This window comes from Microbaculum mangrovi (genome assembly GCF_051390635.1).
Taxonomy (GTDB): domain Bacteria; phylum Pseudomonadota; class Alphaproteobacteria; order Rhizobiales; family Tepidamorphaceae; genus Microbaculum.
Genome location: NZ_JBPODT010000001.1, coordinates 1023460 through 1035735, shown reverse-complemented (window position 1 = coordinate 1035735; position 12276 = coordinate 1023460). Strand labels below are relative to the sequence as shown.

General features: G+C 65.4%; 12 protein-coding genes. 9 read left to right on the top strand and 3 right to left on the bottom strand.

The window, feature by feature from the left end; genetic code table 11:
* Nucleotides 1–70 precede the first annotated feature (70 nt).
* The 7 genes from csgH to ACSF9G_RS04970 all read left to right on the top strand — a co-directional run bounded on the left by csgH (nucleotide 71) and on the right by ACSF9G_RS04970 (nucleotide 6532).
* Entirely contained in the window at nucleotides 71–472 is a 402-nt protein-coding gene (gene csgH, locus ACSF9G_RS05000) for a curli-like amyloid fiber formation chaperone CsgH (RefSeq protein ID WP_436639037.1), read from the top strand.
* Nucleotides 473–813: 341 nt separating this feature from the next.
* A complete protein-coding gene (locus ACSF9G_RS04995) occupies nucleotides 814–1230 on the top strand; it encodes a curlin (RefSeq protein ID WP_436639035.1) in 417 nt (138 codons plus the stop codon).
* Between the two features lie 634 nt (nucleotides 1231–1864).
* Nucleotides 1865–3019 carry a hypothetical protein gene (locus tag ACSF9G_RS04990; RefSeq protein WP_436639033.1) on the top strand — a complete coding sequence of 385 codons (1155 nt, stop codon included), beginning with the start codon at nucleotides 1865–1867 and terminating at the stop codon, nucleotides 3017–3019.
* A 115-nt stretch (nucleotides 3020–3134) separates the two neighbouring features.
* On the top strand, nucleotides 3135–3404 hold the full coding sequence (locus ACSF9G_RS04985) for an aa3-type cytochrome c oxidase subunit IV (RefSeq protein WP_436639031.1): 270 nt from the start codon (nucleotides 3135–3137) through the stop codon (nucleotides 3402–3404).
* Between the two features lie 115 nt (nucleotides 3405–3519).
* Entirely contained in the window at nucleotides 3520–4659 is a 1140-nt protein-coding gene (locus ACSF9G_RS04980) for a Re/Si-specific NAD(P)(+) transhydrogenase subunit alpha (RefSeq protein ID WP_436639029.1), read from the top strand.
* A gap of 3 nt (nucleotides 4660–4662) precedes the next feature.
* Complete coding sequence (locus tag ACSF9G_RS04975) at nucleotides 4663–5127, top strand: NAD(P) transhydrogenase subunit alpha part 2 (RefSeq protein WP_261615259.1); 465 nt, start codon at nucleotides 4663–4665, stop codon at nucleotides 5125–5127.
* A gap of 10 nt (nucleotides 5128–5137) precedes the next feature.
* Nucleotides 5138–6532 carry an NAD(P)(+) transhydrogenase (Re/Si-specific) subunit beta gene (locus ACSF9G_RS04970; protein ID WP_436639026.1) on the top strand — a complete coding sequence of 465 codons (1395 nt, stop codon included), beginning with the start codon at nucleotides 5138–5140 and terminating at the stop codon, nucleotides 6530–6532.
* 8 nt (nucleotides 6533–6540) lie between these two features.
* Here ACSF9G_RS04970 and ACSF9G_RS04965 read toward each other — a convergent pair whose 3' ends face one another.
* The 3 genes from ACSF9G_RS04965 to ACSF9G_RS04955 all read right to left on the bottom strand — a co-directional run bounded on the left by ACSF9G_RS04965 (nucleotide 6541) and on the right by ACSF9G_RS04955 (nucleotide 10003).
* Nucleotides 6541–7581, bottom strand: a complete 1041-nt coding sequence (locus tag ACSF9G_RS04965) for an AraC family transcriptional regulator (RefSeq protein WP_436639024.1) — start codon at nucleotides 7579–7581, stop codon at nucleotides 6541–6543.
* A gap of 289 nt (nucleotides 7582–7870) precedes the next feature.
* A complete protein-coding gene (locus tag ACSF9G_RS04960; protein ID WP_436639021.1) occupies nucleotides 7871–8458 on the bottom strand; it encodes a nuclear transport factor 2 family protein in 588 nt (195 codons plus the stop codon).
* An 87-nt stretch (nucleotides 8459–8545) separates the two neighbouring features.
* Nucleotides 8546–10003: a DUF1254 domain-containing protein gene (locus ACSF9G_RS04955; protein WP_436639019.1), complete on the bottom strand. Its 1458-nt coding sequence runs from the start codon at nucleotides 10001–10003 to the stop codon at nucleotides 8546–8548.
* A 451-nt stretch (nucleotides 10004–10454) separates the two neighbouring features.
* Here ACSF9G_RS04955 and ACSF9G_RS04950 point away from each other — a divergent pair, with 451 nt between their 5' ends.
* Nucleotides 10455–10649, top strand: coding sequence for a hypothetical protein (locus tag ACSF9G_RS04950; protein ID WP_436639017.1), 195 nt, complete (start codon nucleotides 10455–10457; stop codon nucleotides 10647–10649).
* A 309-nt stretch (nucleotides 10650–10958) separates the two neighbouring features.
* Nucleotides 10959–12230: a beta-1,3-glucanase family protein gene (locus ACSF9G_RS04945; RefSeq protein WP_436639015.1), complete on the top strand. Its 1272-nt coding sequence runs from the start codon at nucleotides 10959–10961 to the stop codon at nucleotides 12228–12230.
* Nucleotides 12231–12276: the final 46 nt, after the last annotated feature.

Here is a 12276-nt window from a genome sequence, read left to right as displayed (position 1 = left end):
CGATCACCGCCTGACAGGCCCATTCCCTGACGGGTCCATTCCCTGACGGGTCCATTCAAGGAGATTTCCGATGACCACGCCCCACACGCGCATCGCCACCCGGCTGCTGCCGCTGCTGCTCGGCCTCGGCGCGACGGCCATCGTCGCCGGCGCCGTCCAGGCCGTGTCCGCGTCCACCGATCCCGCGCTCACCTGCGAGATCCGCGAGACCGCCATGGGCGCGATGGTCGCGCTCGAGCCGGTGGTCCGGTCCGACGGCGCGGTGAGCGGCCAGTACACGTTCAAGGTCACCAGCGCCGGCGGCGCGGGCAATTCGAACATCCGCCAGGGCGGCGGCTTCTCCGCCGACGGCGAGACCACGCTCGGCCGCGTCATGCTCGGCAATACCGGCCGGGCCTACGAGGCGCGCCTCGCGCTCACCGCCGGCGGCCGGACCGTCGAATGCGCCGGGCGCATCGGCGGCGCCATCTAGATGGCGATCCAATAGATGGCCATCTAATTCGCTTTCATCCTCCCCAAGCCTCCACCTTGGCCCCGGTTCTCCGGGGCCCTTTTTTCTGTCCCCGTCGAAGGGAAGCAGGCGCGGTGGCAAATGGCTCAGGACCCCCGCCTGCGCGGGGGTGAGTGGAGGCGGGGGGCGGGGCAGAGCGGAGACGGAGAGGATCGAGCGGTCCTTCGGGGCCGCGCCAGATCCCGATCCGCCACCCTGAACACCGTCTGAACGGCGGGTTCCGGCGCGGTTCAGTCGCTGCCCGCCATTCTCCTCCCGTCGGCTGATCGACCAGCCAAACAGACACCCAGAGGAGACACGTCATGACCCGCACGACCCGTAGCCTGACAATCGCGACCGGTCTCGCCGTCGCCCTCGGCGCGGCCGCGCTGGCGACGCCGGCGGCGGCCGGCGGCCAGGTGGCGCTCACCTTCAACGCGCAGACGCCTCAGCAGGCGCAGGCGATGAAGATGGGCCTCGGCCTCTACGCCTTCGCCAACGGCCTGAAGAGCGGCGGCACCATCATCCAGAACGGCTTCGGCAACATGGCCGGCCTTGCCCAGACCGGCGCGGGAAATTTCGGCCTGGTCCACCAGGAGGGCAACGGCCACACCGGCACGCTGACGCAGACCGGCAACGGCAACGCCCACGGCCTGTTCCAGTTCGGCGAGACCAGCGAGGGCCACGTCACCCAGACCGGCAACGGCCAGGCCGGCGCAACGGTCGTGCTGGGGTGGTGAGGCGGGCCGCGGTCCGCGTGAGCGGACGAAACGCATCGCGTTTCGAGCGGTGAACGCGCGCGGCCCGAAGCCGAGCGCCGCGGCGTCTCGGCCCGCGACCAGGGCCCCGGGCGTTCGCGCGTCGACTTGCGGTGCATGTCGTCAGGCTGCGCCCGACCCGCTCTCACCGTCACCCCCGGGCTTGACCCGGGGGTCTCGTGCCATCTCCCCGAGATGCCCGGGTCAAGCCCGGGCATGACGTAGAAACGGAAGGGGGCGCGGGGGGCTGAAACGGACCATGTTTTCTGTCTTGCCCCTCCCGTCTTCCGCTCATTCCCGCGAAAGCGGGAATCGCGATCCGTATGGCGCGATAGGAGCATCCGCACGTCTACTTCCGAGGCTGAACGCCCGAAGAGGGAGCAAGGGGCAGGACGAGTCCCGCTGTCGCGGGAATGAGCGGCAGCAAGCAAGCTTGGCGGCAAGCAGGCTTGAGCTCGTGGAGGACCGGACACAGCTCGTTGGCCCGCCCCCCGGGGTCAACCTCCGCGTCTTCATCCGCGAAGGCGGTCGGGGCTACCGTTAATTTACTTCAGGTTGCAATCAACGGTCTGGTAATGCAGTGCGTGTACCTTTCCTGCCATTAGGGGAGGTTCCCATGGCGTCCGTACACACACCGCTTCGGGTCTGGGACAGCGCGCTGTCGACCTACCATTCCGCGCTCATGATCGCCGAGAAATACGGCGAGGTGCTGCTCGTCGCCGTGGCCGTCTCCGCCGGGCTTTCGTTTCTTGTCACACTGGGCAGCATCGCGTCGCTCGTCGGTTTCGTCGGGCAGGGGCTTGTTGCCGTCGTGCTGGCGCTTCTTGCCCATCACGAAATCATCCGAGGCGAAGCGCATTTCGACGAAAGCCTGTTCGGGGGCAACGGCGAGAAGGTGGGGATCTATTTCGCCGAGGTGGCGTTTCTGTTCGTCTGCTTTCGGGTGGGCGCGGGGCTTCTGGTCGCCAACGTCATCGGCCCGATCGTTCGTAGCTACACTGCTGTGCCGCAAGTCTATTCGACGGCAGTGATCGCTTTCCTGGTGATCCTGCTGTTTCCGCCGGCGGCACGGTTCGCGCTGCGCATGCCCTCGCGCGCGCTCGACCAGACGCTGAGCTGGGGCCAGGCATGGCGGCTGGGCGCCGGCAATACGCTGGCGTTGGCTGGTGGCCTGTTCCTGGCGATTTTCCCGCTGATGGCGGTCGCGACCGTGGTAAGCAATTACGTATTCCCCGACGACCGGCTCGCAAAGGCGGTCCTGTTCGGCCTGGCGTTGCCGCCGACCGCGCTGCTTGGCGCGGTCTTCCTGTCGATAGCCTTCGTCCATTGCGGTGCGGAACATCGCGACATCGTCGACAATCCGCTGGCACAGAATCCGCCACCGCCACCCGGTGGCAAGGGGCTCGGCTGGTTCGTGGTCGGCTCGCTGGTGCCGGCGTTCGCGAGCGTCGTCATCGTGAACAGCAAGATCTTCCTGACCGGCTACATGCTATGGACCGGCGAGATCCCCATGGTGCCGGACCCGGACACTACGGATTTCTTCGGTCTGGCGGGACGGCTGCCGCCGAAGGGCTACAGCGGCAATGCGCCGTTTCCCGATCGCTTCGCGGACCTGACGACGAACCTTGAAATCGCGACCGTGGCCGCGCTTGCGGTGTGGGCCCTGATCCTTGTGTACGTGACGTTCCGTTACCGGTTGCGCGCGCTCTGGATGGTGGTTGGGGTGCCATTCGTCGCGTATTCGACGATCATGCTGTCCCGCGGCATCTAACCGGTGCGATTTAGCGCAGCTACCGTTACGGCGCGGCGCCGTGATGCATTGCCCCCGCGCGCGGCTCTGGTATACAGGGCGCACGTTGCAGTCATCAGAAATCCGGGGGAGCCCCATGGCGGAAAAATCCGAAGCCAGCGTCGAAATGAAGCAGCATGACGAAACCTACCAGGGTTTCATCCACCTCACGACGCTGACCGTCGCCTTCTGCATCTCCGTCGTCGTCATGCTGGCGGTCGGCAATGCGGGCGCGTGGGGCCTGGCCGGGTTCGGCGTGTTCCTCGCCATCGTCGGTGCGGTCGTCGGCTTCGTGATGAACGGCTCGCCGATCCCCATCGCCGTGTTCACGCTCGGCGTACTCGTCCTCAAGCTGCTGATCGGGTAACGGGTTACCCGCACCAGTAACCGGACGGCGGCACCGTCGCCGTCCACCAGGCTTTGCTTGACCGGCTGGCCGGATGCGGCCGGTCGCGTGTCCCCGAGAGGGCGAGGAGACGGGCATGAAGATCGCTGTTCCAGCGGAAACCGAGAAGACCGAGCCGCGCGTCGCCGCGACGCCCGAGACGGTGAAGAAATTCATCGGGCTGGGCGCCGAGGTGAGCGTGCAGGCGGGCGCGGGCGCGGCATCGCGCTATCCCGACGCCGACTACAAGGAGGCGGGCGCGACGATCGCCAAGACCGCCGACGCCACGGTGAAGGACGCCGACGTGGTGCTGGCCGTGCGCCGGCCCGCCGCCGCCGGGCTGAAGAAGATGAAGGCCGGCGCGGCCGTCGTCGCCATCATGGACCCCTACGGCAACGAGGCGGCGCTCAAGGAGATGGCCGAGGCCAAGGTCCTGGGCTTCGCCATGGAGCTGATGCCGCGGATCACCCGCGCGCAGGTGATGGACGTGCTGTCGTCGCAGGCCAACCTCGCCGGCTACCGCGCCGTGATCGACGCGGCGGCGGAATATGACCGCGCCTTCCCGATGATGATGACGGCGGCCGGCACCGTGCCCGCCGCGCGCGTCTTCATCATGGGCGCGGGCGTGGCCGGCCTGCAGGCGATCGCCACCGCCCGGCGCCTCGGCGCGGTGGTCACCGCCACCGACGTGCGGCCCGCCGCCAAGGAGCAGGTGGAGTCGCTCGGGGCGAAGTTCGTCGCCGTCGAAGACGAGGAGTTCAAGCAGGCCGAGACCGCCGGCGGCTACGCCAAGGAGATGTCGAAGGAGTATCAGGCCAAGCAGGCCGAGCTCGTCGCCGCCCACATCGCCAAGCAGGACATCGTCATCACCACGGCGCTGATCCCCGGCCGCCCGGCGCCGAAGCTGGTGTCGAAGACGATGGTCGAGAGCATGAAGCCCGGCTCGATCCTGGTCGACCTGGCGGTGGAGCGCGGCGGCAACGTCGAGGGCGCCGTGCCCGGCAAGGTGGCCGAGGTCGGGGCCGTCAAGATCATCGGCCATACCAACGTGCCCGGCCGGCTGGCCGCCAGCGCCTCGGCGCTCTACGCGCGCAACCTCTTCGCCTTCGTCGAGACCATGGTCGACAAGGAGAAGAAGGAACTCGCCATCAACTGGGACGACGAGCTCGTCACCGCGACGCTGCTTACCCGCGACGGCGCGGTCGTGCATCCGTCCTTTTCCGGAAAAGGAGACTGAGCGATGGCCGGTCTGACACCCGAGGAAGCCATACAGAAGGCCGAGCGGCTCGCCGCCAAGGCCCAGAAGGCGGCCGACGCCGCCGCCGCCCACGCGCAAACCGTAGCCGACTCCCTGAGCGAGGCGGTCGGCGCGGCCGCGCACGCGGCCACCGGCGGCGCGATCGATCCCTTCGTCTTCCGCCTGTCGATCTTCGTCATGGCGGTGTTCGTCGGCTACTACGTGGTCTGGTCGGTGACGCCGGCCCTGCACACGCCGCTGATGTCGGTGACCAACGCCATCTCCTCGGTGATCGTGGTCGGCGCGCTGCTCGCCGTCGGCGTCGACGCCTCGGGGATCATGGAAGCCGGCACCGGCTGGGCGCGCGGCTTCGGCTTCGCCGCCCTGGTGCTCGCCTCGGTGAACATCTTCGGCGGGTTCCTCGTCACCCAGCGGATGCTGGCCATGTACAAGAAAAAAGCGAAGTGAGGCCGGCGATATGAGCGCAGACATCACCGCACTCCTGTATCTCGTTTCCGCCGTCCTGTTCATCCTGGCGCTGCGCGGGCTGTCCAGCCCCGAGACCTCGCGCCAGGGCAACTTCTACGGCATGGCCGGCATGACGCTGGCCGTCCTGACGACGCTGGCGCTGGCCGCCCCCTCGGGCATCATGTCCTGGGGCCTGATCGTGCTCGGCATCGCCATCGGCGGCGCCATCGGCGCGCTGATCGCCCGGCGCATCCCCATGACCGCGATGCCGCAGCTCGTCGCCGCCTTCCATTCGCTCGTCGGCATGGCGGCGGTGCTGGTGGCGGCCGCCGCGCTCTACGCGCCGCAGGCCTTCGGCATCGGCACGCCCGGCGGCATCCACGGGGCCAGCCTCGTCGAGATGTCGATCGGCGTGGTCATCGGCGCCATCACCTTCACCGGCTCGATCATCGCCTTCCTCAAGCTCGACGGGCGCATGAGCGGCGCGCCGATCATGCTGCCGGCCCGCCACCTCATCAACATCGCCATCGCCGTGGCGATCGTGGTGCTGGTGGTCGCCTTCGTTACGAACGAGAGCCACACCGTGTTCTGGACGATCACGGCGCTGTCGCTGCTGATCGGCATCCTGATCATCATCCCGATCGGCGGCGCCGACATGCCGGTGGTGATCTCGATGCTCAACTCCTATTCGGGGTGGGCGGCGGCCGGCATCGGCTTCACGCTCGGCAACACCGCGCTGATCATCACCGGCGCGCTGGTCGGCTCGTCGGGCGCGATCCTGTCCTACATCATGTGCAAGGGCATGAACCGCTCGTTCATCTCCGTCATCCTCGGCGGCTTCGGCGGCGAGACGGCGGCGGCGTCCGGCGGCGGCGAGCAGAAGCCGGTCAAGCTCGGCTCGGCCGAGGATGCCGCCTTCCTGATGAAGAACTCGAGCAAGGTGATCATCGTGCCGGGCTACGGCATGGCGGTCGCCCAGGCCCAGCACGCCCTCAGGGAGATGGCCGACACCCTCAAGGAGCACGGCGTCGAGGTGAAATACGCCATTCACCCGGTCGCCGGCCGCATGCCCGGCCACATGAACGTGCTGCTCGCCGAGGCCAACGTGCCCTACGACGAGGTGTTCGAGCTCGAGGACATCAACTCGGAGTTCGCGCAGACCGACGTGGCCTTCGTCATCGGCGCCAACGACGTCACCAACCCGGCGGCGGAAGACGACCCGTCCTCGCCGATCTACGGCATGCCGGTGCTGCAGGTGTGGAAGGCGGGCACGGTGATGTTCGTGAAGCGCTCGCTGGCGTCCGGCTACGCCGGTATCGACAACCCGCTGTTCTACCGCGACAACACGATGATGCTGCTCGGCGACGCCAAGAAGATGGCCGAGGAGATCGTCAAGTCGATGTAGGGGGTACTTTACGCCGCGGCGTTTCGATGGCCGCGGCGTCTGAACTCCGAGGGAGAACACTGCAGCCAGCGATGGAACGCCCTGGTAAAGCTGGCGTGGTCCGCGTAGCCGAGCAGCATTGCGATATCGACAATCGGGCGGTCGGTTTCCCGTAACAGGCCGACCGCCCGCGCCCTGCGCGCGACGGTCACAATCTCCCGATAGGAATGTCCGTTTTCCAGGAGCTGCCGTTGCAGGCTCCGGACGCTCAGCCCGGCCATACGCGCCGTGCCTTCGATGTCGGTGTGCCCATCCAGCAGACGAAGGGCGACGATGGCCGACAGCGAGCGGGCCGGCTCGGGCGCCTGTGACAGAACGGCTTCGGCAACGACTTCCCGCAATGTGATGACCTTGGAGTCGTCTACCGGCTTCTGGATCTTCCGTGCCGACAGGTCTTCGGACCTGAATACGATCCCCGTGCCCCGACAGCCGAAGTACACCGGAATCTGCAGACGGTCTTCCATCACATGCGCTTCGGGATCCCGCGGGTACGACACCTCGACCCACTCCGGTGACCAGGTCTGGCCGAGGAACTCCCGTGCAAGGGCGACCATCGGTCCGATCCGATGGTCAACATGCTGTATGGTGGGAATGTCGAGATCCTGTCTCACATGGCGCCACAGCCAATGGCAGCCGCGTCGGATCAGCTCCAGTTTGCCGCCGGACGCGTGGGCCCGGAACGTCCGATTGTATCGCGCGATCGCCGATCCGAGGGTTGGGGCAAGCGCACCATACCGGCCCCACAAACCGAATCCCCAGGACCTCTGCATCTCGAATCCGACGTCGAGCCCGAATGCCCGGTCATCCAATTCGCGTGCGCATCGCTCGAAGAGGCCGATCATCGCGCGGAGTGGAACGGCCGTCTGCGGCGCGCCGATCAGCTCTACGGGAAGCCCCTCCTGCTCGAAGGCCCCCCACAATGCTCTTTCACCGGCGCGCCGCTTGAAGACGGCAGGGAGAGGGCCAAAGCCGCCGGCTCTGACTATGAAAATTGGCCCTCGGTCTGTCACCTACTTCCCCGAAACAACGCAAACCGCGAAGAATGCGATGCGGACCATGGCGACTGTCGCCGTGGTGCGCAAGCCGGGAAGTCATCGAAAGTCGCGCCGTCGCCGCCGCGGCCACAATGCCGGCAACGGGAACATGTTTCAGGGAAAAGAGACCGTCGTCCTCTGGTTTGCGAAGCTCAGGGGAATTCCGTCCTCAAGTCCGGGACACGCAACATTGCCTTTCACGGCTACAGCGCTCCGACGGCGGCCGTGAAAGGAGGGACTTTAGGCCTCGGCGACGTTGTCGATCTCACTGTTGAGGCACGACGGAATCCGGAAAGTCATGCCAGCGCTGGATCTTCCACCCGTCCGGACCTTTCACCAACCAGCCTTCGTAGTTGAGGCTCGTCACGTCGCTGAAGGTCTTGCCGTCCTTCGCATTGGTCAGCAATCCGACGACACTGACATGCGCCGTGTCGGCGGTCTGTTCGAGAAACAGGATGTTCGACATCAAATGCCGGCGCAAATTCCCGGACGCGCGGAACGTGTTCAGCCGCGCGGTCCAGAACGCTCTGAAACCCTCGCCCGAGAATGCGACCGGCGTCTCGCCGGGGACACCGGCGACAAACACGGCGTCGGGCGTGAACAGATTGAACCACGCGTCCGCATCCGCGTTGTCGTAGGCGAAGGAATACGCGTAGATCTGATTGGCGATTGCGGCACGATCGGTCGCACTGAAGTCCGTCCGACCGGGATTGGTTTTCGGTGCGTAGGAGCGAAGCGCTTTGACGTTCTCCGCGAGACTTCCACCTTCCGGAGCGGTCGTCTGAGCGAAAACGGGCGCGGCGAGGGAGGCGGCGAGTTGGGCAATCAAGGCCCAGAATGCGATGCGTTTCATGTGTCTTTCGTCGTGTGTTTCTTGGGTGTGTTTCTTGAGCTGTCGAGGCCGGGTGTCGCCGGCGTGGTCATGTCTCGGCCCGGACGGCTACTGCGCCGTGTGTGGTGAGAGCTTCTGGATCCTGCCGATGGCCGGAGGCGCCCATTTTCCGAGGAGCGCGTCGGGCCGGGGAGCATAGAGCCGCATCGTCACGTTGAACTCGCCGTCGGGCGCCGGCAGCCAGTTGGCTTCCTTGTCCGCGCCGGGACTTTCCCTCTGGAAATAGAGGTCGAGCGACCCGTCGGGATTGTGCTGAAGGGGCATCCAGCTCGACAGGGCAAACCGGTTCTGGCTGTTGGCGATCTGGTAGCCGTCATTGTCATAGATAGTCACCGACCAGAAGGCGTCCACCGGCGGGATCTCGGACGCCTCGAAATGCAGCACGTAGTCGTTCGCACCGTCGAGCGGCCGTCCTTTGCCGTCAGTGAGCGTGATCGGATAGACCGCGTCCTGCGGTACATTGGCGCCGAGACCGATCTGCGCCATGATCGCGCGCTTCAGATAGTAGTTGCCGTACACGCCCACCGTGTCGACGTCCATCGACCATCCGTTGACGGATTGTGCGATCGTGGGCGTCTTCCAGGCCATGAGATGCTGAGCGGTCTTCGGAGCAGCCTCGATGGCCGCCTTTACCACCGGATCGGCATTGTCGAAATCGAAACTCTCGCCTTGCTCGATACCGAGACGCTTCAGCCGCGCGATAATCGGCTGATCGGTGGTGTGCGGAGGATTGATCTTGAGCAGCTCGGCGGCGTAGGCGAAGTAGTCCTTGCCAGCCATGGTATCGACCTGGATCTTCGGCGGCGTTTTCGTATCGACGGTGGGGTCGGGCGAGAACTTCGGTTCCGTGACCTCCTGTCCCCATTGGGACAGAGGCGTGATCTTGTACCCGTCCTGGATGGCGTGGACGGCCGCATAATCGGACGGTCCATCGGTCTTGGTGCGCCCGATGATCCAGGCATACGGCGTCGGCGCGTCGATCCGCTGCGTGCCTTCCGGCAGGCCCAGCTCCTTGGCAAAATCCCGGCCCAGACCGGGCTTCCAGCCGGGCGGGGTAACCAGGAAATTGCCCGCCTGGGTGCCGGTAGTCCGCCAACCGGGAGAGGCGAAGACATCCGTCCACATGTCGAGCATAGGCAGCAGATAGTAGCGCCCGCCCGTATCGGGAACCGAAATGATCATCGGCTCCCCGGTCAGATCGAGAAAGGTGGACGAATAGAGCGTGTCGAAGTTCGGCCGGACCACCGCCTTCTGGCCGGCGGTCGGATATGCACGGACATTGGTGAACCAGTTCTGCACGCCACCGAAGGCATCGGTGGACGGATCCAGACTGGTCACTTGCCGGCGTGTCAGATCCATGGTGACGAGTGGATAGAGGTAGAGATAAGCCTCCACCGCGATCGTGTCGGCTTCTTTTTGCGGGATATCCTGCGCGTACGCCGCGCCGTTGCACAACAGGACAGACGTCGCGAGGACGACCCCTTCAATCGTGGCTCTCAGCCTCATCTCATGCCTCCGGTTTCAATGGTGCGCGCAATCACGTCTGCAGCCCATGGCAGCACATGCGCGATCCGCGAGCCCGCACGGGCCGATAGTCGATCGCACATAAGTCGGAAATAAAATCCTTGCCCGAAGAAGCGGTTCCAGCAGGCGAGTACGGCAATCAGGACGGGGATAATGGGACGAGGTTGAGTTGATCGCTTTGCATTTCCCGCCAGAACGCGCGAAGTCGTGGATGCCGTATCCGAGGCGCCGCAGGCCCGGCTCGACGCTGGTCCCGCGATCGATGCCTTGTCTCTCAAATAAGATGGAAGCCGCGCGGGTACCCCGCGCGGCTTTTTCTGTGCGGTATTGGGGGCGGGGTATCCCGCGCGGCTTTTTTCTTTGCCGCACACGCGGCGGGGGAAACTGGTCCATTCGGCGGGACGTGCCGTAGGTATCTCCAAAGGAGAATCCGATGACACCGATGACACAACGGGCACGCGCCGTTCTTCTCACCGCCGTCGGCTTTGTCGCTGCCTTCGCCGCTGTCGCCACGCCGGCCATGGCCTGCCCCGAGGGCGAGACCAGGTTCCGCAACGGGGTGCAGTACACCTGTACCTGCTACACCGGCGGCAACGGCAAGAAGACCTGCCTGTGGCAGCCCGACTGATAGACCGGGCGGACTTACAGGTCGGGCGGACTGTTCGGCCGGGAGGACCGGTCTGTCGGGCTGGGCCGTCATCGTCACCGCCCGGTCCCTCGCCGATGTTTTTTCTTTCAAATAAATTCGCGAAGTCGGCAAAGTCGTTAACACATCACGTATACGGAAGCTGCAGGCCAAGAGGTCTGGGGCACCAGCGAGGCCGGTACTGATCCGGCCTCGAAATCTTCGTCATGCCGTTCGTCCGCGGAAAAACGGCACGGCGACCGTCTCGTTCCAGGGCCCGGCAAGACCTGAAGAGCGAGGTACACCAGAACCATGAAGAGCTTCATAGCCACAACACGGGGGGCGATTGCCAGGACCGTGTCCGGAGGCGCCTTAACGGGGGCGATCGTCCTCGGCGCTCTCGCGCTGGCGGGGACGGTTCCCGTCACGCCGGCTGCCGCCGCGCCAACTGCCGCCGCGGCCGCGGAAGTGCTGCCGACCATTCCGTTCAAGCTGATCAACAAGTCCGGATCGAGGAAGGATCTGTACGTCTATGTTGTCGGCATGGACGGTCCGACCTGGTACTACATGACCGACAAGAGCGGCAACATTGCCGCCTTCACCGAGCAGACGACGCCGGTGCCGTTCGGCTTCAGCGTTGGCAAGGCGCGCAGGACCACGATCACCCTGCCGCAGCTTCAGGCCATGCGGATTTACTTCTCCTTCGGCAAGCCGCTGAAGCTCACCGTCTCGTCCGCCAACGTGCCGGGCGTGCCGGCCGGCTGGTCCAAGGGCGATCCCAACTACAGGACGCTGTTCGACTGGACCGAGTTCACCTGGGTGCAGGACGGCCCGCACTCGACGCTGGGCGGTAACGCCACGCAGGTCGACATGTTCGGCTTCGCCACGCGCATCAAGCTCGCCGGCAAGCAGGGCGACTACACCACTCCCGTGGTCAAGCGGAGCGGCTTCCGCGCGAAATACTCGCGCAGGCAGATCCTCGCCGATCTGAGGCAGGCGAAGCGGCCCTGGAAGAAACTGCTGGTCGGCAGGAAGCGGAATCCGCGGCGCGCCATCGCGCCCTATCACGGGATGGACGCCGGCGTGTTCCCGACCAAGCAGCTCAATTCCTACATCAACGATGTCTGGAAGACCTACGAGACCGGCAAGATGACCGCCAAGCCGCAGAACGTGGCCTACACCGGCCAGGTGGAGAACGGCAATCTGGTGTTCAAGAAGGACGGCGACCCGGCCACGTCCTTCTCGTTCCCCAAGCCGACGACGCGGCAGGTCTACGAGGGCGCGATCCTGCCCGATCCGATGCCGGGCGGTGTGCTCGTCGAACAGCAGGCACGCGCGATCGGCGCGTTGCTTCAGGGCGCTTTCCTGCGCTCCACGCTGAACAAGCAGGGCAATCTCGAGTCGTGCAGGAAGAGGAGCTTCTACAAGAATGCTCCGGTGAACGAGTATGCCAAGGCGATCCACAAGCCGTCGATCGCGCGCAAGGCCTATGCCTTCGGCTACGACGATACGTGCAGCCAGTCGAGCTATATCGGTGTGCATGATCCCGACTGGATGAGGATCGACATCCTGCCGATTAAGTAACGGGGCGGTAACAATTGACTGGGGCGCCCTTTCCGGCGCCCCTTTT